Source organism: Clostridium sp. C2-6-12 (assembly GCF_009928485.1).
GTDB lineage: Bacteria > Bacillota > Clostridia > Clostridiales > Clostridiaceae > Clostridium.
The window spans coordinates 167,033-193,553 of record NZ_JAABNP010000006.1; the positions used below are offsets into that span (position 1 = coordinate 167,033).

At 28.6% G+C, this 26,521-nt stretch carries 21 protein-coding genes and 1 pseudogene; 20 read left to right on the forward strand and 2 right to left on the reverse strand.

What is annotated here, in order from left to right; translation table 11 throughout:
* Positions 1-11 precede the first annotated feature (11 nt).
* From GXK56_RS07255 to GXK56_RS07265, 3 genes are all read left to right on the forward strand, one after another.
* Positions 12-1,166 carry a toxic anion resistance protein gene (locus tag GXK56_RS07255; protein ID WP_160686667.1) on the forward strand — a complete coding sequence of 385 codons (1,155 nt, stop codon included), beginning with the start codon at positions 12-14 and terminating at the stop codon, positions 1,164-1,166.
* A 145-nt stretch (positions 1,167-1,311) separates the two neighbouring features.
* Positions 1,312-3,012 carry an ABC-ATPase domain-containing protein gene (locus GXK56_RS07260; protein WP_160686669.1) on the forward strand — a complete coding sequence of 567 codons (1,701 nt, stop codon included), beginning with the start codon at positions 1,312-1,314 and terminating at the stop codon, positions 3,010-3,012.
* A 25-nt stretch (positions 3,013-3,037) separates the two neighbouring features.
* Positions 3,038-3,472 (forward strand): GNAT family N-acetyltransferase, encoded by a 435-nt coding sequence (locus GXK56_RS07265; protein WP_160686671.1) that lies wholly within the window; start codon positions 3,038-3,040, stop codon positions 3,470-3,472.
* 156 nt (positions 3,473-3,628) lie between these two features.
* Here GXK56_RS07265 and GXK56_RS07270 read toward each other — a convergent pair.
* A pseudogene (locus GXK56_RS07270) lies at positions 3,629-4,659 on the reverse strand (PocR ligand-binding domain-containing protein).
* Between the two features lie 347 nt (positions 4,660-5,006).
* On the opposite strand from GXK56_RS07270, the gene GXK56_RS07275 reads away from it, so the two are divergent.
* The 11 genes from GXK56_RS07275 to GXK56_RS07325 all read left to right on the forward strand — a co-directional run bounded on the left by GXK56_RS07275 (position 5,007) and on the right by GXK56_RS07325 (position 18,058).
* Positions 5,007-5,834: a PRD domain-containing protein gene (locus tag GXK56_RS07275; protein WP_160686673.1), complete on the forward strand. Its 828-nt coding sequence runs from the start codon at positions 5,007-5,009 to the stop codon at positions 5,832-5,834.
* 160 nt (positions 5,835-5,994) lie between these two features.
* Complete coding sequence (locus tag GXK56_RS07280; RefSeq protein WP_160686675.1) at positions 5,995-7,878, forward strand: beta-glucoside-specific PTS transporter subunit IIABC; 1,884 nt, start codon at positions 5,995-5,997, stop codon at positions 7,876-7,878.
* Positions 7,879-8,162: 284 nt separating this feature from the next.
* Positions 8,163-8,417, forward strand: a complete 255-nt coding sequence (locus GXK56_RS07285) for a hypothetical protein (RefSeq protein WP_160686677.1) — start codon at positions 8,163-8,165, stop codon at positions 8,415-8,417.
* A 522-nt stretch (positions 8,418-8,939) separates the two neighbouring features.
* The gene (locus GXK56_RS07290) at positions 8,940-9,227 is read left to right on the forward strand and encodes a CD3324 family protein (protein ID WP_160686679.1); all 288 of its coding nucleotides are present in this window, start codon (positions 8,940-8,942) and stop codon (positions 9,225-9,227) included.
* 332 nt (positions 9,228-9,559) lie between these two features.
* Positions 9,560-10,462, forward strand: coding sequence for a chemotaxis protein (locus GXK56_RS07295; protein ID WP_160686681.1), 903 nt, complete (start codon positions 9,560-9,562; stop codon positions 10,460-10,462).
* A 323-nt stretch (positions 10,463-10,785) separates the two neighbouring features.
* Entirely contained in the window at positions 10,786-12,006 is a 1,221-nt protein-coding gene (locus GXK56_RS07300) for a L,D-transpeptidase family protein (RefSeq protein WP_160686683.1), read from the forward strand.
* Positions 12,007-12,235: 229 nt separating this feature from the next.
* Positions 12,236-13,426: an HDOD domain-containing protein gene (locus tag GXK56_RS07305; protein ID WP_160686685.1), complete on the forward strand. Its 1,191-nt coding sequence runs from the start codon at positions 12,236-12,238 to the stop codon at positions 13,424-13,426.
* Between the two features lie 42 nt (positions 13,427-13,468).
* On the forward strand, positions 13,469-14,605 hold the full coding sequence (locus tag GXK56_RS07310; RefSeq protein WP_160686687.1) for an FIST N-terminal domain-containing protein: 1,137 nt from the start codon (positions 13,469-13,471) through the stop codon (positions 14,603-14,605).
* A 5-nt stretch (positions 14,606-14,610) separates the two neighbouring features.
* On the forward strand, positions 14,611-15,657 hold the full coding sequence (locus GXK56_RS07315) for an ATP-binding protein (RefSeq protein WP_160686689.1): 1,047 nt from the start codon (positions 14,611-14,613) through the stop codon (positions 15,655-15,657).
* 24 nt (positions 15,658-15,681) lie between these two features.
* Positions 15,682-16,959, forward strand: a complete 1,278-nt coding sequence (locus GXK56_RS07320; protein ID WP_160686691.1) for a response regulator — start codon at positions 15,682-15,684, stop codon at positions 16,957-16,959.
* Between the two features lie 13 nt (positions 16,960-16,972).
* A complete protein-coding gene (locus GXK56_RS07325; protein WP_160686693.1) occupies positions 16,973-18,058 on the forward strand; it encodes a response regulator in 1,086 nt (361 codons plus the stop codon).
* A 98-nt stretch (positions 18,059-18,156) separates the two neighbouring features.
* Here the strand turns inward: GXK56_RS07325 and hcp are convergent, their stop codons facing one another.
* Positions 18,157-19,803: a hydroxylamine reductase gene (gene hcp / locus GXK56_RS07330; RefSeq protein ID WP_160686695.1), complete on the reverse strand. Its 1,647-nt coding sequence runs from the start codon at positions 19,801-19,803 to the stop codon at positions 18,157-18,159.
* A 238-nt stretch (positions 19,804-20,041) separates the two neighbouring features.
* Between hcp and GXK56_RS07335 the strand changes: the two genes are divergently transcribed.
* From GXK56_RS07335 to GXK56_RS07360, 6 genes are all read left to right on the forward strand, one after another.
* A complete protein-coding gene (locus GXK56_RS07335) occupies positions 20,042-21,187 on the forward strand; it encodes an alanine--glyoxylate aminotransferase family protein (RefSeq protein ID WP_160686697.1) in 1,146 nt (381 codons plus the stop codon).
* A gap of 82 nt (positions 21,188-21,269) precedes the next feature.
* A complete protein-coding gene (locus GXK56_RS07340; RefSeq protein WP_160686699.1) occupies positions 21,270-21,803 on the forward strand; it encodes an ECF transporter S component in 534 nt (177 codons plus the stop codon).
* Positions 21,804-22,143: 340 nt separating this feature from the next.
* Positions 22,144-23,112 carry a Gfo/Idh/MocA family oxidoreductase gene (locus GXK56_RS07345; protein ID WP_160686701.1) on the forward strand — a complete coding sequence of 323 codons (969 nt, stop codon included), beginning with the start codon at positions 22,144-22,146 and terminating at the stop codon, positions 23,110-23,112.
* Positions 23,113-23,348: 236 nt separating this feature from the next.
* Positions 23,349-24,269, forward strand: coding sequence for an aldo/keto reductase (locus GXK56_RS07350; protein WP_160686703.1), 921 nt, complete (start codon positions 23,349-23,351; stop codon positions 24,267-24,269).
* 328 nt (positions 24,270-24,597) lie between these two features.
* Positions 24,598-25,167, forward strand: coding sequence for a sigma-70 family RNA polymerase sigma factor (locus GXK56_RS07355; RefSeq protein ID WP_160686705.1), 570 nt, complete (start codon positions 24,598-24,600; stop codon positions 25,165-25,167).
* A complete protein-coding gene (locus GXK56_RS07360; protein WP_160686707.1) occupies positions 25,164-26,057 on the forward strand; it encodes a DUF4367 domain-containing protein in 894 nt (297 codons plus the stop codon). Before GXK56_RS07355 ends, GXK56_RS07360 begins: the two co-directional genes overlap by 4 nt.
* Positions 26,058-26,521: the final 464 nt, after the last annotated feature.

Consider the following 26,521-nt stretch of genomic DNA (forward strand, 5'->3'; position numbering starts at 1 on the left):
AGGATTTTAAAGTGGATAATGAATTTAAGGATGTTATTGATGTAACACCAAGCTTGAGCTTTGAACCAATGGAGGAAGAAGTTTCTCTTACTAAAGCAGCCGAAGAAAAAAAAGAACCAGAAGTAATTGATGACAGTAGCTTAACAGAAGAAGAAAAAAAGATGGTAGATCAATTTGTAGAAAAAATTGATATAACTAATACAAATTCAATTTTACAATATGGCGTGGGTGCCCAAAAGAAAATTGCAGATTTCTCAGAAACAGCTTTAAATAACGTAAAGACAAAAGATTTAGGTGAAGTAGGAGATATGCTTACCAGCGTGGTATGCGAATTAAAGAGCTTTGATGCTCAAGAAGAAAAAAAGGGGATCTTAGGTTTATTTAAAAAGACTTCAGAAAAGATATCAACTTTAAGAGTAAAATATGATAAGGTTGAAGGAAATATAAACAAAATCACTAATATGCTTCAAACTCATCAAATTCAGCTTTTAAAAGATATAGCAATGCTTGATAAAATGTACGAAATAAATAAGGTTTATTTCAAAGAACTTTCAATGTACATATTAGCAGGAAAGAAGAAGCTTGCAAAATTAGAAAAGGAAGAACTTCCTGCTTTAGTTGAAAGAGCAAAAATAAGTGGACTTCCAGAAGATGCTCAAGCAACAAATGATTTTATGGCACTTTGCAATCGCTTTGAAAAGAAGATTCATGATTTAGAATTAACTAGAATGATTTCTCTTCAAATGGCACCACAAATTCGTTTGGTTCAAAATAATGATTCTTTAATGTCAGAAAAAATACAATCAACAATTGTAAATACTATTCCACTTTGGAAAAGTCAAATTGTATTAGCTCTTGGAGTGGCACATTCTACAAATGCAGCAAAGGTTCAAAATGAAGTGACAGATATGACTAATCAGCTTTTACGTAAAAATGCTGAAACCTTAAAAATGTCAACTATTGAAACAGCTAAGGTATCTGAACGTGGAATTGTAGATATAGATACTCTTCGTAATACAAATGAATCATTGATTTCAACTCTTGATGAGGTTCTTAGAATACAAACAGAAGGACGTCAAAAGCGTAGAGAAGCTGAAGTTGAGTTACAAAGTATAGAAGAAAAATTAAAGAATAGACTTTTACAAATGAGCACACAAAATCAATAATAAGTGAAATAATTCTAGATAATATTTTATAGTAAGTATTATCTAGTTTTTTTATATAGATAAGCTTGTTGGAATACTTAGAATTGGTTATTATGATTAAAGATTGATTTCATTATAGAAAATAAAATATGAGATAGGAGATTATATGAAAAAATCACAAGAATTAAAGAAAGATTTAGATAGAATTGATGGAAAAAGTTATAGATTATACAAAGATTTAGAAGGAACATATGATTTTGAAAATTATGTTCTTAGTATAGATCATGTTCAAGGTGATCCTTTTGCAGCTCCTTCAAGAATTAGGGTAATAGTAAATCAGAAAACAGCAAAGTTTCCAAAGGAACTTTTTAATAATAAAAACAGAAATATTGCAGTAGCAGATTATTTGACGAGAGAATTTTATTTTAATATAAATAGATGTAGCGAAAGAGTTTTTGGCTCAGGGAAAAGTGGTCTTATAGCTATAAGTAAATGTCCACAGGAAATATTAGAAAGAACATCAATAATTATAGATGAAGATAAAATTGAAGCAAGGTTTTATGTTGGATTTCCAGCTAGAGGTAGAAGTGTTTTATCAAAGGAGTTAGAAAAGATTTTATATAGTGTTATACCAAACATTGTTGAGAAAACTTTAATATATGAAAATATCAATAAGGAAAAGCTAAAATCTAGAGTAAAGCTTGTTGAAGATCAAGAGTATATAAGAAGTGAATTAGGGAAAAGAGGATTAGTTGCATTTATAGCTAATGGTTCCATGCTTCCAAGAGAAAGCGGTATATCAATAAGACCATTAAAAGAAGGTAAGACTTTTGTTGCACCAAAAGAGTTAGAAGTGGAATTTAATACACAAACAAGAGGAACAATTAAAGGGATGGGTATTAAAAAAGGTATAACTCTAATAGTTGGTGGGGGATATCACGGAAAATCAACTTTATTAAAAGCCTTAGAACTTGGTGTTTACAACCATATTGAAGGTGATGGTAGAGAGTTTGTAATTACAGATCAATCAGCTTTAAAGGTTAGAGCAGAAGATGGTAGGAATGTAACTAAGACTGATATATCACTATTTATAGATAATCTGCCTAATGGTAAGAATACTGTAGAATTTAAGACTGAAAATGCAAGTGGCAGTACATCACAGGCAGCTAATATCATTGAAGGAATAGAAAGTAACACAAAGGTATTTTTAATTGATGAAGATACTTCGGCTACTAACTTTATGATGAGAGATGATTTAATGCAAAAACTTGTTTCTAAAGATAAGGAACCAATAACTCCGTTTATTGAAGTTGTAAGACCTTTATATGAACAAAAAGGGATTTCTACAATAATCGTAGTTGGAAGCTGTGGAGACTTTTTTGATGTAGCAGATTGTGTAATTCAAATGGATAATTATAATACTAAGGATGTTACAAAACAAGCTGTAGATTTAAGAAAAGGTAATATTATTAAAAGAGTTAGAGAAAATAATTTAAAGATAAGTATATCCTTTAACAGAGTGGTTAAAGCCGGAAATATTAAGGAAGGAGAAAAAGGAATAAAAATAAAAACTATAGGATTGGATACAATAATAATAAATAAGGAAGAGATAAACTTAAGCTCAGTAGAACAAATAGTAGATAATGAGCAGCTAAATACCATAGGTGCCATTATGAAATGGGCAGAAGCTAATATTATGGATAAAGGTTTAAGTTTAAAAGAAATGGTAGATTATATTGTTTGCGAAATAGAGAAAAATGGATTAATATCTATAGAAAGAATAAAAGGCGGAAGTGGAAGCTTAGCGATACCTAGAAAACAAGAAATAATGGCGGCATATAATAGATATAGAAAACTAAAAATATGATTTAAATTAAGAATAGGAGATGTATATGGAGGAAATTATATATGAATACATAGATTATAAAAGTGAAATTTTTAAGAAAGTAATTGAACTGAGATATAAAATATTATTTGAGCCATATGGAAAAATTGAAAAATATGATTATGATGATTTAGATCCTATAAGTGAGCATTTAATAGCTTTAGATAATGGAGAAGTTGCGGGGTACTCAAGATTGACCAATTTCAATGGAAAAGGGGAAATTACCAATGTAGCAGTTAGTCCCAAATACATTAATAAAGGAATTGGATCTAAAATGCTAAAAAGACACATAGAAAGAGCTCAAGAACGTAATATTAAGAGTTTGTGCCTTCATGCAAGAATAGATACTATTGATTTCTATAAAAAAGCTGGATTTAAATGTATAGGAGAACCCTTCACATCAGAAAAAAGTGGGTTGCTGTTGCAAAATATGCACTTATGAAAAGAGCAGCCTTCCTTCAGTTAAGAGTTCAGAGTTAAGAGTTGAGGACAAAATCTCCAATGGGAGATTTTCATATGTATATTTAAATAAATATATGAAACAAACAAAAAAGCATGAAAGCCTATAGAAGTTACCTATAGGCTTTCGCTAAGGAATTTATTGTTCATTAGCTAATTTATTTAGTTCCATAGTAAAAGTTGTTACTTCTTCAACGCTAGCATTTGTTTCTTCGATTGCAGCTGATTGCTGTTCAGTTATGTTTAAAGTATTATTTGAAGCTTCTAAGGTTCTTTCTACGGAAGAGTGTATTTTATCTAGTAAACTAGCAATGCTTGCAGTTGTTTCTTTTGAACTTTCAGATAATTTTCTTATTTCTAAAGCAACTACTCCAAACCCCTTACCAAGGTCGCCGACCCTAGCTGCTTCTATTGATGCATTAAGCCCAAGCATTTTTGTTTGATTTGATATATCTTTTATATATCCTAAAATAACATTTATTTCATTAGAAAGTTGTTGTACATTTATGATTTCATTGTTTAATAAGGTTTGAGTTTCAGTAACTTCCATTGTGAAGAGGCAAGCTGCTGAGTTGCAGAAGATATTTGTTCAAAACTTTCTGAAAGAGTTGAAGTTAATTGTTTGATTTTCAAACGTTGATAGCCTTCATTAGATAATGTGTTTGCAACTGAAAACAATACTTCAGCTGCAGCTTTAATATTATTTTCGTCCACTACTTTTACCTGCTTAGCTGCATCATAATATTTTTCTTCATCTAAGCCTAAGTCATTGGCAGTATTTTTAAACTGAATTTCATTAGGTTCATCAAATAAGATTTGTCCACCAAGTATTGTTCCTATAAGTTGCCCGCGAACAATTATAGGAGCAGCAAAGTCTATAAGACCAGAGTGACATTTATATATGTAAGGTCTCCCGGTTTTAAAAGCTTCTTCACCTGCTTTGCTATGACATTCAGCACAACGACTCTCACCAAGTTTTGTAGATTGAGTAAGATTAGAGCAAATGTGAGTATAACTACTTGGTTTTGTGAACGGAGTTCCGTTTTTATCAACTGTAACGCTAGCAATGTTCATACTTTTTGCAAAATCATCTTGGAACTTTTGCAGAAATTGCAAGTCTATGATATCTTTCAATTCTAAATTAGTTAATTCGACATTATAATCTTTCATAAGCCCTCCTAAAGTTGGTTATATTTTAATAATAGTTTGATTATAACATGAAATATTACTTCGAGAATATATTCTTAAAGTAGTAATTAATGGTAATATAAATACTTTGTTTAATTTTAGATTATGCAGAAAAATTTTTAGAAAAATAAGAAAATGGTATTGACAAATAAAATAAAAGAATATATTATTGTTATATAAGTTAAACGCTTACAAGTAAATATACGGGATTGTTACTGATTCGATCAGGCGAGACCTTAATTAATGAGAAGAGAATAAGTATGTCTCTTTTGATTAATTAAGGTTTTTATATTCTTAATTAGCATAGCAATATCGATAGGGGGATAGGCATGATAATAAAAAAGATATTTAATAATAATGCTATATTAGCTAATGATTCAGAAAAGCATGAATTTGTTGTTATGGGAAGCGGTGTAGGCTTTAAAAAAAGTGTAGGGGAAAAAGTAGATGAAGCTTTAGTCGAAAAAACCTTTATTCTTAAGCAAAAGGATGCATCAGAAAAATTCAAACTACTATTAGAAGATATTCCTTCCCAATATGTGTCATTATGCTACGATATTATTGAATATGCTAAAAATATATTAGGTGTTGAACTGAGTGACTATATATATGTTACTTTAACAGATCATATAAGCTATGCATTAAAATTATTTGATGAAGATCTTAATCGCCCAAATCCTTTAATTTGGGAAATTAAAAGGTTTTATGCTAAAGAATTTGAAATAGGTTTAAAAGCATTAGAATTTATTGAAGATGAAACAGGTAAGAAATTACCTGAAGATGAAGCTGGTAATATTGCTCTTCACTTAATAAATGCACAAGTAAATAATAAAGGTGGAAAAGTCGAAGATATTGCCAAGCAGACTAAAATGATACAAGATATTTTAAATATAGTAAAATATACATATAATATTCCCCTTGATGAGAAATCATTAAATTATGAAAGATTTGTTACTCATTTAAGATTTTTCTTTCAAAGGTTAAGTAAGAATTTACAAACAGAAGAAGAGGATGATTTTTTATTAAAGCAAGTAAAAACAAAGTACAAAAAAGCTTATGATTGCATGCTGAAAATAGAATCATATTTAGAAAAAGAGTTATCAGATGAAGAAAAGTTATATTTAACTATTCATATTCAAAGGGTTACTCAAAGATGATAATTACATATTAATGGATTGTTACTGGTAAAGCAGGCGAGACCAACATTAGATAGAATAAAATTTATTTTATAGGGTAAATTTTATTCGTATCAAAGTGTTTGGCCTCGCTTTTTTTATAAATATAAAATATAAAAATAATATATGAGGAGAGATATATATGAAATATGAACAATTGGCAAAAGACATTATAAAAAATGTCGGCGGAAAAGAAAATGTTAATAGTTTAACTCATTGTGTTACACGTTTGCGTTTTAAACTAAAAGATGAAAAGAAAGCAAATACAGATGTATTGAAAAATATGGATGGAGTTGTTACTGTTGTACAAAGCGGTGGGCAATATCAAGTAGTTATTGGTAATCATGTACCAGATGTATTTGCAGATGTAACAGCTGTAGGTGGTTTTGCATCAGCTACAGAAGATGATTCAAGTGAAAATATGAATGCTTTTAATAAGTTCATCGATATTATATCAGGAGTTTTTGCACCTACTTTGGGAGTTCTAGCTGCAACAGGTATGATAAAAGGTATGAATGCTTTACTTATAGCAGCACACATACTAACTAATACTGATGGAACTTATCAAATACTAAATGCAATAGGCGATAGTTTATTTTATTTCTTCCCAATATTCTTAGGATATACAGGAGCTAAAAAGTTTAAATTAAATGAGTTTACAGGTATGGCAATAGGTGCTGCTATGGTATATCCTACTATTGTTGGATTAGCTGGTGGTAAGCCTCTGTTTATGGTTTTAACAGGTACTATGTTTGAATCTTCAGTAAGTACTACATTTTTAGGGATTCCAGTTATATTAATGAATTATTCATCAACTGTTATTCCAATAGTAATAGCAATATTTGTTGCTTCAAAAATCGAAAGATTCTTTAAAAAGATTATTCCTGATGTTGTAAAAACATTCTTAGTACCATTTTGTACGTTATTAGTAATTGTTCCATTAACATTTTTAGCTATTGGGCCTATTTCAACATGGGCAGGTAAAGTACTTGGAGCTATAACATTAGCTATATATAACTTTAGTCCAGTTATTGCAGGATTATTCATTGGTGCATTCTGGCAAGTGTTTGTTATATTTGGATTGCATTGGGGCTTAGTACCAATAGCGTTCAACAACTTAGCTACATTAGGATATGATCCTGTATTAGCACTTTCAATAGGAGCATCATTTGCACAAACAGGTGTAGTTGGAGCTATATTATTAAAAACTAAAAATACTAAATTAAGATCTATAGCAATTCCAGCATTTATTTCAGGCATTTTTGGTGTTACAGAACCAGCAATATATGGTGTTACATTACCAAAAAAGAAACCATTTATTTTAAGTTGTATAGGTGCATCTATAGGTGGTGCTATAATAGGGTTCTGTGGATCAAAAGGATATATGATAGGTGGAATGGGGATATTTGCTCTTCCAAGTTACATAGGACCAAACGGTTTTGATATGGGATTCTATGGAATAGCTATATCAATGGTAGCGTCTTTTGCAATAGGATTTATATTAATGATGTTTACTAAATTAGAAGATGATGTAGAAACAACTGAAAAATCTAAAGAAAATCCATTAGTAAAACAAGAAGTATTAGCAAGTCCATTAAAAGGTGCAGTAAAACTTTTATCAGAAGTAAAAGATGATGCGTTTTCATCAGGTGCACTAGGAAAGGGGATAGCAATAGAACCAATAGAAGGTAAAGTAATTGCTCCAGTAGATGGAGTATTAACAACATTCTTCCCAACAGCTCATGCATTGGGAATTACAAGTGATAATGGAGCTGAAATATTAATTCACGTAGGTATGGATACTGTTCAATTAGAAGGAAAACACTTTACTCCTAAAGCAAAACAAGGTGATACTGTTAAAGCTGGAGATGTGTTACTAGAATTTGATATTGAAGCTATAAAAGGAGAAGGATATTCAGTAATAACTCCTGTAATAGTTACTAATTCAGATAATTATTTAGATGTAATAGAAACAGATAAGAAAAATATTAATTACAGAGAAGATTTATTAACAGTAATGATTTAAGTATAAAAAATCTAAGCATAATGGCGGTTGTCTTATGCTTAGATTTTTATTTTATTTGGAAACTTTTATTATAAAAATTCTTTCCATTGAGAAAATGGTAAATAATATGAGATAATTAACTTGCCGGTAAATCCAAGGGAAAGGAGATGGTAATGTTGATCATTTTTAGGGGGTGTCTATTAGCCTAAAGAAGGCTTGTAGACCCGAATAAAGGAAGGAGGGATTGACCTCCTTCTGTTATATTTAAAAGAAAATTATTTTTTATTGAAAGGCTTAACATTAGTATGGATAATATAGATAAAAATCATAGACTTGAAGATGGAATTTTTTCATATAAAGTCTCAAAAGATAAAAAGGTATTTATATTCTGGAATGGAAAGCAGGTTAGTATATTAAAAGGTAAAGAAAGCGAAAAATTTTTAAGTAGAGTAAAAAATGCAAGTGAAATAGATGCACAATTAGTAATGGCAAAAGCTACTGGAAATTTTAAGCGTGGGAATGAAAAAAATAATAAAAAGGTTGTTAATAGTTATTTATAATTTAGTAAAAAAATTATAATCACAAAATAATTGGGATTATATTGACATATAATGAAATTTATAGTAAAATAAATTTTGATAGATAATTTAATTAAGTTATCTAAATTCAGATGAAGGAGGATTTTAAGAATGATTAATTTAAGAAGTGTTTTAGAGGTACTTGTTCAATAATTTAATATAGTCGAAAGCAGTGTAAGATTTTATGTTGTATTTTTTATTAATATAAAAGAATCAAGTAAAATATGGTTACTTTTTATTTGTGATGCTTTCGAGAAGTTTAATAACCGTCATCTGAGAAATAAAATGAATTTATGTTTGGCAGAATGCACGAGGTTATCGTGTTTTTTTTATTGCCTTTTTTATGAATTCCACAGGTGGTTATACATCTGTGGGATTTTTTTTATAATTAATATGACAATTAAGATTAAATTTAATATAAAAAATATGTTAAGGGGGTGTATTCAGTGGAAAATTCTGAAAGATTATTAGTTAATGATGAAAGTAAAAGGGAGGAATTTAACATTGTGTTACAAAAACGGGAAGGACATATTACCAAATGAACTTCTAAAAGAATTACAAAAATATATTCAAGGAGAAACCATATATATTCCTAGGACAGAAGAGAGAAAAGCTTGGGGTGAAAATAATGGAACTCGAGTAGCAATTAGAAATAGAAATTTGGAGATATATAGGTTTTATGAAAGTGGAATAAAAATTAATGAATTATCAGTTAAATATAGTTTATCAGATGACAGTATTAGGAAAATTATCTTCAAACTAAAGAGTGAAAAATTAAAAATTTCAGTTTAAATAAGTGTTGAACGTCAAAATTCTCCAATAATAATTTGGAGGATTTTTTTAAATTTAAAGAAGAATTAAATATTAATAGTTTTAATTAAAAGCAGATAGATGGTATAATATATATAATAAAGTAATAATGTGTATTATCGATAATATAAGTAAAGGTTTTAGTAGTAAAATATATTTGCAAGTAATATAAAAATAGTAGTATGAGAAGTAAAATAGAATATAAATTGCAAATAAGTAATGATAACTAAAATTTATATTATAAATGGGCTACATTTTTCTAGATAGATAAGCTATAGATTAAAATATAAAGTTTAAGTAAGGGGTCGATATTTATGAAGAATAATATATTATTAGAATCAGGTACTGGTGAGTTAGAAGTAATTGAATTTATTGCCAATGGCAATCATTATGTAATTAATGTTGTAAAGGTTAAAGAAGTAATAGCAATGCCTCACGATGGGTTAACAAGATTACCCGATCCTAAGCCAGAAATAGCAGGTCTTATCCTATGTAGAGATGAAATTCTTACATTAATTGATTTGAAGTATATACTAAGTAAAAAAACAACTAAGGATCTTGGAGAGAAAGTTATTGTTTGTGAGTTTAATAAAATTAAAGTTTCTTTTAATATTGATGATATAGTTGGTGTTCATCGTATTAAATGGAGTGAAATAAGAAAGCCAGATGATTTATCAGAAAATTCATTAGCAGTAGGTAATATTCTTTTAAATGGAAAAGTATTAATAATGCTTGATTTCGAAAAAATAATTACAGATATTTGTCCAAGCGTTGGAATAAGTAAAGATCAACTTTTTGAAGTAGATTATAAGGATAGATCAGAGATAAAATTAGTTTTAGCTGATGATTCTGCATTAATAAGAAAGTTGTTAAAAGAAACTCTTATAAAAGCTGGTTTCACAAATTTGAAAATATTTGATGATGGACAACAAGCCTTAGATTTTTTAGCAGGGTTAGCTGAGAAACATGGAGAGAATTTTAAAAGATATGCAGAACTACTTATTACAGACATAGAAATGCCGCAATTAGATGGTCTAACACTTACAAGAAAAATAAAAGAACATGAAATTTTAAGAAAGTTACCTGTAGTAATATTCTCGTCATTAATTACTCAAGAATTGAGACATAAGGGAGAATCTGTTAAGGCCGATGCACAATTAAGTAAACCAGAAGTAAGTCAGCTTGTAGAGACTATTGATAAATTATTAAAAATATAGTAATTGAATTTAAGTTAGTTCAATAAGGTAAATTTGCTATTTGATAAAAATAAGAAGCGAATAAGGTGATTTGCCGATAAAATAAAAAATCGTGCATAATTGATGTACGATTTTTTTGTTTTATATGTAATAAATATTATGTTTTTCTAAAGGTTATAATAATTGATAATTGTATGGAAAATATTGTATAATAATTGAGGCACATATATTTTCCCGTATATAAAGTATTTTATATTATATAGTTTCAGGAGGGAGGTATTTGTTTAGAAAATATTTATTAAAATACGTGTCACAATAATAAAAGTTGAAATGGGTGGTTTTTTATGAGGGGGGCAAGAATTAATTCGGTTAGAATTATAAAAGGCATTTTTGTTATATTGATTAGTTTATATCTAGTTTTATCTACTCACATGATTAGGGTTTCGGCAGAAACTATAGATAAAGAAGGTGCAGATAAGTATACATTAACATTATATGAAGTGGGTGGGGTTAAAGAAGAGATAAGAGGTATGCAAATAGGCTTAAAGTATACCTCAGACGGTGTTTATTATGATGAGACATTATTGAATTCTGCTATAAATAAGCTATCTTGTATAAGTGGAAATAGTATATTTAAATCTCAGAGTCCTACATTTGCATATGAAAATGGCAGCTATAAAATATATAGAGAAGTATATGGTAATAGTATTGATAGAAACATTTTATATGAAAATATAATAACTGCAATTAAAAATAAAGATGAAAAAATTGATTTATTAAAAAATAATTGCTATGAAAAACCTAAATATACTTCAGATTCAGTAGAAGTTGTTAATGCAAAAAACATGCTTAATAAATATGTCTCTTCAACAGTTGTATATAATTATGCAGGATTAACAAAGGTTTTGGACGGAAATCAAATTAAAGAATGGCTTAGAGTGGATGAAAAACTTCAAGTTATTATTGATGAAGCTAAGGTGAGAAGTTTTGTTGATAATTTAGCTAACAGCTATACTTCAGCATTAGGAAGTAGTATATTAGTTAGCGGTGGATATTACGGAAATAATCATAGTTGGATGATCAATAGCAGTGAAGAAGCTAAAGCTTTAATTGAAAATATTAAAAGCGGCCAATCAATAACAAAAAATCCTATTTATATTCAAACAGCTGCAAGTAGCTATTTCGATAGTGTTGGAAATACTTTTGTAGAAATTGATATGACAAAACAACATTTATGGTACTACAAAGACGGGTATCTTATTATAGAAGGAGATGTTGTTACAGGGAATGTTGCAAATGGAGCAGCTACACCAGAAGGTGTATATAAATTGTATGGAAAGCAAAAGGATACTGTACTAAAAGGTGAGGATTATGCATCTCCAGTAAGTTTTTGGATGCCTTTTAACAAAAATATAGGGCTTCATGATGCAAATTGGAGAACAGAATTTGGAGGACAGATTTATTTAACTGATGGATCGCATGGATGTGTAAATGCACCATATTATTTGGCAAAAACAGTGTATGAAAACATTAATATAGGTACTTATGTAATTTGTCACTACTAAAAACCTTTGACATGATAAGAGTATTTTAGAAAGAACTAATTATTAAGGGATTATGGAAACTTGCAGATTCTTTATAAGTGAGAGCTGTAAGTTTCTTTTTTAAAAAAATAAAAAATTATCTGCAATTTTTAGGGATTTTACAAAGGAATATATAAATAAATGTAGAAATAGTCATTATAAGGAAGTAAGCCAATAACGATCAATTACCATAGATAAGGAGATGAATAGTATGTTAAAAAGAATCCTTTTTGTCGATGACGAAACACAGATATTAAGATCTATTACAAGACTTTTTATGGATACAGAATATGAGGTTCTTACAGCAGAAAGTGGTGCAGATGCATTGGATATTCTTGAAGCTGAGCAAGTCGATGTAATCGTTAGTGATATGAAAATGCCTAAGATGACTGGATATGAATTACTTAGTCAAGTTAAAAAAAGATTTCCTAATATAGTTCGTATAATTTTAAGTGGATTTTCAGATGAAAGAATTGTATTTGATGCTTTGCAAAAAAATATAGCTAAATTATATATTTTAAAGCCATGGGAAAATACTGTTCTTATTAATACTATTGAAAAAGTATTTAAAATAGAAAATGCATTAAGAAATAATGAAAGAGTTCATAAACTTTTAAACAATGCAGAGGAACTACCAACTATTAAGACGTCTTATCAAAAAATAATTAATGTAATAGAAAATGATCAGGAAATATATAAAATTGTTGAAGCAATAGAGTCTGATAATTCTATTGTTATAAAACTTCTCCATATAGTAAACTCATCATATTATTCTGTAAAAACTGGATCAATTAAAAGAGCGGTTGCTTATCTTGGGTTAGATAATATAAAAAATATAGTAATAACATCTGCATTTATAGATGGATTGAATTTTAGTAATAAAGAAAATAAAAGATTAGAGCAATTATGGGAGCATGCTTTTATATCCAATAGAATTATAAGTATAATATATTCTGAATTTTTAAATAAAAAGATTCCTGAAACAGAAATGAATGCAGGATTGTTGAGCAATGTTGGGATTATTTTTATGATACATTCTTTCAAAGATAAATACATGGAGATATTAGAAGAAATAGAAAAGAAGGATGGAAAAATAATAGAACTTGAGAATAAGGCTTTTGGTGCAAATCATCAAGAAGTAGGAGGATATTTATTGCAATGGTGGGATATTCCATTACCAATTGTTGAAGCAGCGCTTTATCATCATGATCCTTTTAATGACAATATAATCAACAAGCAAATTGTATTAGCAACACATATTGCTGAGAAATATGCATGGGATATACTTGGGATAAAATTTTATTTTGAATTTGAAGAAAAAGTTTTTGAAGAATTAAAAATAGATCAAGAAGAATTTGAGATGAAACTTAAAAACACTTTAGAATTAAGTGGTTTTAATTAAAAGGGCATTATTAGCCTAATACTATGAGAGGTAGGGAGGTTTATGATTGCAGAACAGTTTATTTTTAATAATTATAGTGAAGTGAAAGATATAACTAAACTGAGCAAGGTGAAAGCTGATCTTGTTTTAGCTTTTGGTACTAAAGAGTTTATTTGTAACAAAAAAATATTTGATATTATTAAAAATACTTACTCAAAATCCTATATAGTTGGATGTACAACAGCTGGAGAAATATATGAAAATCAGGTTGATGATGATACGTTAACAATTACAGCTATAAACTTTGAAAAAACTGAATTGAAACTATTTTCTACTAAAATAGAAAATATTGAGGATAGTTATAAAAAAGGTGCTGAAATTGGGATGATGATTCCTAGAGAAAATTTAAAGCATGTTTTTTTGATAACTGAAGGAGAAAATATAAATGGAAGTAAATTTGTAGAAGGATTAGCTGAAGCGCTTCCAAAGCACGTGAAAAAAACTGGAGGATTAGCAGGAAGCAAGCAGATATTCAAAGACACTTTTGTAATTGCTAATGATTATGCTGAGCGAAATTTGATTGCTGCTATAGCTTTTTATGGAGATAAAATTAAAATAGGATATGGTTGTATTGGTGGTTGGGATACTTTTGGGATAGAGAGACTTGTTACAAAATCAAAAGGTAATATTGTTTATGAATTAGACAGGCACTCAATATTAGATTTATATAACGAATATTTAGGAGAATATGCAAAAGACCTTCCTGGCAGTGGATTATTTTTTCCATTAGAGGTAAGGTCTCCAGATAATAAATATAGATATGTCAGAACAGTTGCGGATATTGATAAGGAAAATAGGAGTCTTAGATTTGCAGGTGAAATTCCAGAAGGATATTATGCACGTCTTATGAGAGCAAATAATAACGATATTATAAGTGGATCTATGGAGGCTGCTGAGAAATCTTTGGAAGCTATGGATAAAGAAAGTTCCAAACTTGCAATATTAATAAGTTGTATTGGCAGAAGAGTTGTTTTAAAACAAATGGTAGATGAAGAAATTGAAGCCGTTAGAAGTGTTTTTGGAAAAGATGTTATTTTTACAGGATTTTATTCATTTGGTGAAATAGCTCCTTCAATAACAGACGATGTAACTGCATTTCATAATCAAACAATGACTATTACACTTATCGGGGAGGAGTGATATTTATGGATGAATATCATAAACTACTGAAAAGGCAATTGGCAAAGTATATTGGAGAAGAAGAAATACCAGAAAATTTCAAGCCCTTTTTGGAAGCTATAAATTCAGCATATAATGAATTTGAAAAAGATAAAGTTTTGTTAGAAAGAAGTCTTAATATTAGTTCTAGGGAATACCAAGATAATTTGGAGAAGATAGAAAAATTACAAAGCCAAATTATAACTCAAGAAAAAATGGCTGGAATTGGACAACTTTCAGCAGGGATTGCCCATGAAATAAATAATCCATTGGGTTTTGTAAAAAGTAATATAGCAACACTAGGTGGATATAAGGATAAAATTAAAGAACTTTCAAAGTTATATTTTAATCTTGAGGAAGTGTTAAAACTTTCAAACGAAGAACTATATAAAGAGAAAATTAAAGAAATTGAAGAATATAAAAAGAAAAATAAAATAAAGTTCATATTTGATGATATTGATGATATAGTTATTGAATCTCAAGATGGAATAAAAAGAATAGAGACTATTGTAAAGAGCCTTCTTGGTTTTGCAAGAAAAGCATCTTCATCAGAGTTTAATGAATACGATATAAATAGTAATATAAGATCGACAATTACTATTGCATATAATGAGATTAAATATTATGCAATGATTGAAGAAAATTTAGAAGAGGTTCCCAAAATAAAAGCGCTTGAAGGAGAAATAAATCAAGTGATTTTAAATATATTGGTAAATGCTGCACATGCAATAAAGGCTAAAGGAATACAAGGAATCATTAAAATTCATACTTATTATGATGATAATTACGTAAAATGTGAAATAAGTGATAATGGAATAGGAATATCAGAAAATAATATTGGTAATATATTTAATCCTTTTTTTACTACGAAGCCAATTGGAATTGGTACAGGGTTAGGGTTGAGTATTTCCCATGACATAATAGTAAATAAACATTCTGGAAGAATAGAAGTAAAAAGCAGTGAAGGTAGTGGCACTACATTTATTATTTCATTACCCATAGATATTACAAAGGGTAAAGGAATTAATAAATAATAATTAATTTAGGAGTGTGAGATTATGAGGGTACTGGTTGTTGATGATGATAGATTTAATCTTACTGTTGCAAATAACTTTATTAGAGAAACTAGTATTGAATGTGAAGTTACTAGTTGTAACAATCCTTTAGAAGTAAAAAAATTAATGAAGGAAAATAATTTTGATATAGTTCTTCTTGATATTGTAATGCCAGGAATTGATGGAATACATGTGTTAAAAGAAATAAGGTCTAACCCAGAATATGATAATGTTCAAATTCTTATGCTTACATCACTTACAGATAGTGATAGTTTTAAGAAATGCTTTGAATATGGTGCAGATGATTTCATCAACAAACCAATTAAAGATGTTGAATTTTTTGCAAGGTTTAAAGCAGCTGCTAAAACAAGAAATAATGCATTAATGCTTAAAGACATGTTTGAAAGAATAAAGAAACAAAATAAAGATTTAAAAGAACTTAATAAAACTCTAAATGATACCCAATTTCATATGATACAAAAGGAAAAACTAGCAGCAATTGGAGAGCTAGCAGCTGGAGTTGCACATGAAATAAATAATCCTTTAGGGTATATTGGAAGTAATTTAGAGGTGCTTTCGAATTTTACTGTACGACTTCAAAAAATGATTGAGAAGTATAAAGAATTTATCAAAGAACTAGAAATAAATAATGACTTTAATGAAAAAATAGATAATATAAAAGAATTAGAAAATAAATTGAAGATTGGATTTGTAATTAAAGAACTTGAAGAAATAATCAATGATTCTAGAGACGGGGTTAATAGAGTATCTAAAATAGTAAAAAGCCTTCAAAACTTTGCTAAAACTGGTTTTGAAGATGAAATGATTTTAAATGATTTAAATATGATTATAGATGAAGCAATACTTCTATTAAATAATGACCTAAAGAGTATTGCCAAAATTGAAAGAAAGTATGGCGTTATACCTAATATTTTATGCAATAGAAGTCAAATGGGTCAAGTTATGTTAAGTCTTATCACTAATTCACTGCAGGCTATTAAAAGTCAAAATAGAGTTGATGGTGAAATAATTATTGAAACTTTTAAAGAAAAGGAAATGGTTTGCTGTAGTATTTCAGATGATGGGCCGGGGATAGATGAGACTATTATTAACAAGATATTTGATCCGTTTTTTACAACAAAAGAAATAGGAACTGCAACAGGTATAGGGTTAAGTATTTCTTATGACATAATTGTAAAAAAGTATAATGGAGAATTTGATGTAAAAAGTATACCAGGAGAAAAAACAGTATTTACATTTAAGTTTCCAATAAGAAACTAAGAAGGTGATTAGGATGAGTAGAGGAAAAGTGCTTTTTGTAGATGATGAAGAAAATATTTTAAATGCAATTAGGCGTGGACTTATTGACGAAGATTATGAATGCTATTTTGTTAACAATGGTATTGCTGCTCTTGAAATAATTCAAAATAATGTAATAAGTGTAATTGTTACAGATATGAGGATGCCTAAAATGGATGGGCTTACTTTATTAAAAGAGGTAAAAGCTTTTTCTCCAAACACAGTAAGGATAGTATTGTCAGGGTATACACAATTGCAGCAAGTACTTTCGATTATAAATCAAGTTGATGTATTTAAATTCATAACTAAGCCATGGAATATGGATGAAGAATTCAAAGCTGTTATTAATCAAGCTCTTGATTATTATGATCTAAAAATACAAAGTGAGAAATTAAAAAGGACATTACAAAAAAGAAATGCAGCATATCAAGACATGGTTAAAGAAATGGAAGAAAAGATTGTGATGACAAGAAATGAAAGTAACCTTATTAAGATGACAAGTAATATCATCTTTAAGCAGTTATTTAAAATATTGGATAAAAATATTCAAGAAGATAAAAAATATATTAACTATGATTTTGAAAAAGAATTTTGTGATATTTACAGTGAAAATATTAATTCAAATGTGGAAGAAATAAATGTAGAAAATTTATATGACAACTTTATACGGTTTCTTATGAAAAATAACGATCAGTTTAAAGTAGTAAAAAATTTTAAATTTCCAAAGGAGTGTAAAATTAAAACTAATAAAGCAATATTTGATTCTTTTATGAAATATGTTCTTAAATCTATTGTAAATCCAAATGATAAATATAATATAAATATTCATGGAGATATTAAATATAATTCAGATAAGGAAATAATCCAATTTATATTTGATATAGTAAATTTGACATATAAGCAAGAACAATTAAACACTGTAATAACAGAGAGGGAACAAGAAAAAATAGATTTTATAAATACATTTATGAGTGAATATCTAAAAGTATATAATGGTAAATTTGTAATAAAAGCAGTTGAATCGAGATTGATAATAAAAATTGAATTAATAAAAAGTCAATTGGTCAATAAGGAAAAGTAGAAAGTAAATTTAATAATTAGATATAAAATAATAGCATTAACTATGATTTATTTTACCATGGTTAATGCTATATTTTATTTAATAAAATTAATTCTATTTTATCCTAGTATTTGCTTTAAATCCTCATCAGGAGTACTTATAGGTTTAATATTAAAATTATCAATTAAAAATTGTAATACGTTAGGAGTTAAGAATGCAGGTAAAGTTGGTCCAAGATACATTCCTTTAACACCTAGTGCTAATAATGCTAATAAATCTGCAACAGCCTTTTGTTCATACCAAGAAAGAATAATTGATAAAGGTAAATCATTAACTCCGCAATTAAAAGCATCTGCTAAGGCTAAAGCAATTCTAACAGCTGAATAAGCATCGTTACATTGTCCAACATCAAGTAATCTTGGAAGACCAGCAACTTCACCGAAATCTATCTTGTTAAAGCGGTATTTTCCACAAGCTAAAGTTAGGATAATAGAATCATTAGGAACTTTTTCAGCAAATTCTGTATAATAATTTCTGCCAGGTTTTGCACCATCACAACCACCTATTAAGAAGAAGTGTTTAACTTTTCCATCCTTAACAGCATTTATTATTGTTTCAGCATGGCTTAAGGTTGCTTTATGACCAAATCCTACTAAGATTTCTTTTATTTCTTCATCTTCTTTAAAGCCACCTAATTCTAATGCTTTATTTATTATTTCAGAAAAATCTTTATTACCATTTTCGTCTTTTTCTATATGTTTAATTCCTTCATAACCAACAACACTTGTTGAGAAGATTCTGTCTGTATAAGAATCTTTAGGTTTCATGAGACAGTTTGTTGTCATTAAAATACATCCAGGTAAATTATCGAATTCCTTTTGTTGATTTTGCCATGCGCTACCAAAGTTACCTGCTAAATGCGGATATTTATTTAACTCTGGATATCCATGCGAAGGAAGCATCTCACCATGAGTATAAATATTTATACCTTTTCCTTCAGTTTGTTCTAAGAGCATTTGTAAATCTCTTAAATCATGTCCTGAAATTACTATAAAAGGTCCCTTTTTAATATTTACATTAACTTTTGTAGGCGTTGGTGAATTGTAAACAGTGTTATTAGCAGTATCTAAAAGTTCCATGATTTTAACGCTCATATCACCAGTTTCAATCAATATTTTAATTAAATCTTCAAGAGATAAAGTGTCATCAGTAAGACTAGCTAGTCCTTTAAAATAAAAGTTATTTACTTCTTCACTAGTATACTTTATAAATCTTGCTTGATGAGAATAAGCCGCAATTCCTTTTAATCCATACTTTATTGTTTCTCTAACTGAACGAATATCTGGATTTAAATTTTCATCATACATTATTCCAGCTTTTTTTGCATCTTCAAGAATTTCTTCTTTAGAAGAACTTAAATTATAAAGTGCATATTCTGAAGCTATGTTTGATTCACCAACTTTTTTTCGAAGCTCTTCCTTAATTTCTTGAGATTTTTTCAGCATACTAATATGTGCATCAGGATCAAAGTTAACATTAGTTAACGTCATAAATAAACCATCTTCAACAAAAGCGGCTATTGAATCGTCTGATTTTTCATTTCTATCCAAAAGTTCTTTTGCATAAAGACTGATTCCTTTTAATTGATAAATCAATAAGTCCTGCATTGCTGCAATTTCAGGAGTCTTACTACAGACACCCATTTTAGTACATCCCTTACCACCAGCAGTTTGCTCACATTGATAACAAAACATTTCTTGAACCATAACAACACCCTCCTTAATTTGGAATACTTTTGTATTCTATGTATATTTTACAACAATAATGTACAAGTTTGCAATAAATATCAGAAAATCCCGAAAAAAAAGAGAATTAAATATAAATAATGGATTGTATCCGTACAATTTACTGTTTTTCTGTTCTATGATATTTTATTCATATTAAGTATTTGCAAAGCTTATTTCAAAAGGTATTAAAGTAATAGCAAAAGAAGGGGAGGTCACCATGAATCGCAAATTTGTTTATGCTCCAGGGCCAACGAGTGTAAGAGAAAATGTAAGATTAGAAAGAGCTAAAGAAACTACTAATCCAGATGTAGATTTAGAATTTGTGGAATTTTATAAAAACACTTGTGATAAAGTAGGTAAAATAATTAATACTAAAAGTCCAGTTTATATATTAAGTGGTGAGGGGATTTTAGGACTAGAAGCAGCATGTGCATCTCTTACTGAACCAGGAGATCGAGTGCTTGTTTTAGATAATGGAATTTATGGAAGAGGTTTTAAGGAATTTGCTACGATCTATGGAGGAGTAGGGGTATATTTTTCAGACGATTATAGCAAAACTATAGATGTAGAAAAATTAAGAATGTTTTTAGAAAAAGATCATGATTTTAAGTATGCTACAATAGTTCACTGCGATACACCAACAGGTGTATTAAATGATTTATCAAAGATATGTCCATTATTAAATGAATATGGAATTTTAACAGTTGTTGATTCAGTTTCTGCAATGGGTGGAGAAGAAATAAGAGTTGATGATTGGAAAATCGATATAGCCTTAGGTGGATCTCAAAAAGCATTTTCGGTAGCAACAGGGTTAACTATGGTATCTGTTAGTGAAAAAGCAAAAGCTGAAATGAAAAACAGAAAAACTCCTGTAGTTGGATTTTATTGCAATTTAACTATTTGGGAAAATTATTATGTTGATAAGTGGTTTCCATATACGATGCCTATAAGCGATATTATGGGATTAAGCAAAGCTTGTGATAATATCCTTGAAGAAGGAATTGAAAATGTCCTGAATAGACATGAAAAAATAGCTGTGGCAGCAAGAAATGCAGTAGTTGAGTATGGGCTTGAGTTATTCTTAGAAGATGGATATTCAAATACAGTAACATCAGTAATAATACCAGAAAATATTGGAGCATTAACACTGAAAGCTCATATGCTAAAGAAATACAATACTTTAATTATTACTTCATTAAAGCCTTATGATGATACTATTTTGCGAATAGGACATATGGGTGAAAATGCAAGAAGAGAAAAGATAACTCATGCATTGAATATAATTGATAGGGGCTTAAAGGATTTAGGGTATAAATCAGATAAAGACTTGGTTTCGTTATTTAATAAATACTTGCAAGAGTAGTTAAGTGTAAGCATAAGTTTAATGTTAGTGTTTATAAAAGAAAATTAAAAGAAGTGAAAATATACGAAAGTGGGGCAAATTAATGGAATTAAATAAAGGAAAAAGCAAATTTAAAACTAAGGATATGGTTGAAACCGCATTACTAACAGCATTAGTATTTATAGCAACTTCGTTTATTAATATTAGATTACCAATAGCAGCAAATGGAGGATTAGTACATTTAGGAACAGTAATGCTTGTTATTGCAGCAGTAATTTTTGGAAAAGAAAAAGGTGCTATAGCTGGTGCTGTTGGAATGGCCATCTTTGATTTATCATCTGGCTGGGCACTTTGGGCACCATTTACTTTTGTAATAAGAGGAATTATGGGATATATTTTAGGGGCAATTGTATACAGTGGAAATAGAAATGGTGAAAATATAATTGTTAATACTTTTGCAGTGATTTTATCGGGAGCATGGATGATAGCGGGTTATTATGCTACAGAAGTGATTTTATATGGAAACTGGTTAGCGCCAGTAGCATCAATTCCTGGAGACATAACACAAATTGTTATGGCCTTAATAATAGGTATACCTATGTCAAAGATTCTTAAAAAATATGTGAAATATATATAGAAGAAATAAATGTATATTGAAAGGATACACTAAAGAAGATGAGTTACTTTAGTGTATCCTTTTGCTTTTAGCTGTAGAAATAAAATAATGTAAAGAGTATTTTGTTGGATGAGTAGCTAATTTACTAATTCATAAAAAAATTTCGAGTTAAATAATATTGACGAAATAAATGAGTCGTAATATTGTTAAAGTGCAAAGTAAGTTAGGAGTATTACTAATAATATATACTTAAATAATAATTAAAGAATAAATTATTGTAATATGTAAAAATATATAAAGAGGTGTTGTCATTGGAGAGTAATGATTTAAAAAGAATTTGTATATATATGAGGTGAGAATTATGGATAAAATAAATTGGGCAATATTAGGACCAGGAACAATTGCTGCAGATTTTGCAAAAGCAATCATGGAGGTTAATGGAAGTGTTTATGCAGTAGGAGCTAGAACTTTGGAAAAGGCAGAGGCTTTTTCAAGTAATTATACTGTAGAAAAGGTTTATGGAAACTATAATGAAATGTTAAAAGATGAAAATATAGATGTGGTTTATATATCAACTCCTCATTCTAATCATTATGAATATATTATGGAAAGTTTAAAAAATAATAAGCATGTACTTTGTGAAAAAGCAATTACTGTAAATGGTACTCAACTAGATGAAATTGTTAAATTAGCAAAAGAAAAAAATCTTATAGTATCAGAAGCTATGACTATATATCATATGCCTTTATATAAAAATTTGCGTAAGCTTGTTGATAAAGGAAAAATTGGAAAGATTAAAATGATTCAAGTGAATTTTGGAAGCTTAAAAGAATATGATGTTACAAATAGATTTTTCAGTCCTGATTTAGCAGGAGGAGCCTCACTTGATATAGGAACATACGCATTATCCTTCACAAGATATTTTCTATCTAGTCAGCCAGAAGAAATTTTAACTACAGTTAAAAAATTTGAAACAGGAGTAGATGAGCAATCAGGAATAATACTTAAAAATTCTGATGACGAAATGGCAGTAATTTCATTAACAATGAGAGCAAAGCAACCTAAGAGAGGCATTGTATGTGGGGAACATGGTTATTTAACAGTTGGAAATTTCCCAAGAGCAGATAGTGCAACAATTACTTATCCAGATGGAAAAGTGGAGGTTATAGAAGAAGGCGATACTTCTAAAGCATTAGTTTATGAAGTTGAAGATATGAATAATTGTATAATGAAGATAAATGCAAATGATACATTAGATCTATCTATTGATGTAATGAAGATAATGGATGAAGTAAGAAAACAATGGGGATTAAAATATTCTTTTGAATAAAGTAATGCGTATTAATAAGGATGAAAGAAATAGAAAAAAGCGTATTAGATAAAATTTTATGTGTTTATAATAATTTATATGAAGCTGAAAAAAAGATAGCGGATTATGTTATTAACTTTTATACTTTTTAAGGTAAATAAATTTATATAAATATTCAATTCAATCTTGGGTTGTTGTAAATAATTTTGTTAATGAAGAGTATATAAATATTTATATATAAGGAGAGGATGAGAAAAATGAAAAACATGGAGATTGGTAAAAGTGGACTTCATGCTTCAGAAATTGGACTTGGTTGCATGAGAATGGCTAGAATTGAAAAGAGTGAAGCTGAAAAGATAATTAAAGTATCATTAGAAGAAGGAATTAACTTTTTCGATCATGCAGACATATATGGTGGTGGAAAATCAGAAGAGGTCTTTGCTGATGCAATTAATATGAATTCAACAGTAAGAGAAAAAATGATAATTCAAACAAAGTGTTCTATAGTTCCAGGAGTGATGTATGATTTTTCAAAAGAACATATTTTAGATTCCGTAGAAAAAAGTTTAAAAAGATTAAAAACAGATTATGTGGATACATTACTCTTGCATCGTCCAGATACACTTATAGAGCCTGAAGAAGTTGCAGAAGCTTTTTCTAAATTACATAGTGAGGGGAAAGTTAAAAAATTTGGAGTGAGTAATCATACTCCAATGCAAATTGAATTATTGAATAAATATTTAAATAACAAAATAATCATAAATCAATTGCAATTTGGTATAATGCACACAGGAATGATAGATTCAGGATTAAATATGAACATGAAAAATGATGCTTCAATAGATAGGGATGGGGGAGTGCTAGAATATTGTCGCCTTAAAGATATAACTATTCAAGCTTGGTCTCCGTATCAATATGGATTTTTTGAAGGTGCATTTTTGGATAATGATAAATTTCCTGTACTAAATGATAAAATTAATGAAATTGCTAAGAAAAAAGGTGTGACTAATACTGCAATAGCAACTGCGTGGATACTAAGACATCCGGCAAAAATTCAAACAATTGTAGGAACTATGAATTCTAATCGACTTAAAGAAATATGCAAAGCATCGGATGTAGAATTGACCAGACAAGAGTGGTATGAAATTTATTTAGCAGCAGGAAATAAGCTGCCATAGCACTAAATAGAGAATTTTAAATTAAATATATATTTAGTTACGAAAAAAATAAGCTGTTTTAAAGAGGAATTTAATTCTTTTTTAAAATAGCTTATTTTTTACTATATAGAAAAAGTGAGGGATTTATTATGTAATCATTATATATATTTAGAATTAATAGACAGTAAGCAGAAAGTTTATTGAAAAATAAAAGTGTATAATATTAACATAAATGAACTAAAAATGAGAATTATAAAAAAGGTTGTAATGAAAAATGAAAATTAACGTATTAACATATGTGAGTAACTTAGCTAAGTAAATAAGCTTTCAAAAGGAGGAGATTAATAAGGTGGAACCAGTTACTGCAGTAGACTTTTCACATAAAGCAGAAAAAAGTTATAAGGACACAACTAAAGAAGATGAATTTGCTGATATTTTTGAGCTTTATTATAAAAGACTATATAACTATACCTATTATAGAGTTAATTCACAGGAAATGGCAGAAGATTTGACCAGCAATATATTTGAAAAGATTATGACTAAAATTAACACATATAAAAATGAAAAAGCCAAATTTGAAGTTTGGGTTTTTACAATTGCAAGAAATACAATAAATGATCATTTCAGAAAACAAAAAAAGCACAAGATTATATCAATAGATAGTATTTTAGATTTGGTATCAAAAGATAAAGGCCCAGAAGAAATAATTATTAATAAAGAACAAAATAATAAATTACTAAATGCATTAAATATTCTAGATCATAATGAGAGAAATATCATTGCTTATAAATTTGGAGCAGATTTAAAAAATGTAGAGATTGCTAAAATCTTAAATATTAGTGAAAGCAATGTAGGGGGAAAGCTCCACCGTATTATGAAGAAATTAAAAAATGAAATGGAAAAGGAGGCTAAAGAATGAGAAATAATAAAAGTAATATTGTAGAAGGCATAGAGGACGAATTTCAAGATTTAGCTGGCCAATTAAAAGATTTGGATTTTAGTAAAAGAAGTAATAAGAGTTATGTATTTAATAAAACTTCGAAAAATATTGATAATAAGGGAGTTAATAAAATGAATAAAATAAAGAAAACAGGTATTATAGCTGCATCGTTTTTAGTAGTATCAACATTGCTATCGCAAACTACTTTTGCACAAGAGGCAGTGGATAAAATTATCAAAAGTATATCATTGGGGCATGTTACAATGATACAAGAGGAAAATAATGATCCAGAAGAAGTACCAGTACCTGATCCTATGAAAGGTAAAATATTCGATAAGAATGGAAAAGCAATTGAAAGATTTACAAAAGATACTAAAAGAGATGAAATATATGATAAAGACGGAAAGCAAGTCACAGAGCTTACTATGAATGACGGAACAGTAGTTAATATAAAATCAAAAGATAGAAAATTAGAAAATATTTTATATGTTACAGATAGTAGTAAATTAAATGAATATACTTGTTTTAAGGTTAAGTTACCTACTTATCTGCCAGATGGATATACATTTAAGAATGCAGAATTCACTAAAGATGAATCTGGAAATGTAAAAGATAGCAAATATGCAAGTATAAACTTTGAAAATAAAGCAACGGGGAAAGAAATATATTTGCAAGAAAGGTTTGCATGTGAAGAAACTAAGACAGTAGGTGATGCAGGTAATATTGAGAAGATTAATATTAATGGTGTAGATGCAATATTATCAGATAATAAGAATATTGATTGGGAAGCTGATGGTACTATTTATTATTTAGGTGGTAAAAATATTGGAAAAGATGAAGCTATAAAAGTTGCAGAATCAATTAAATAAGTGACATAAATATAGCGGACTTTATTAGTAGAGTTGGATTGAATTAGGTTTTAATCTAGCTCTTTCTACTGTGTATAATATATTGTTTCTAAGTTATGCATTAAAATCATAAAGATAACTAATCCTAGTGTATCAATAATATAATATTTAAGAAAAAGAGAGTATTTTAAAGGAATATAAGAATAAATTACATATTTCAGCAAATCTCTGATAATTGCAATCATTTTATATGTTAAGATAAAACACGTCGCTAAGAGACGTAAACAACTGAAAGAAATCAAATAAAAACCTTTTTTGAAAAAGTTTTGAAAGATTTGAAAAAAGTTGTTGACAAGATTCAAACCAAGTGATAAACTAAGTGAGTCGCTTGAGGGTGACAAAAAAAACAATAAGTTACAACGAAAGTTGTGAAAGAAAATGGTCTTTGAAAATTGAACAGAATAAGATAAATACATTTAAGTAAA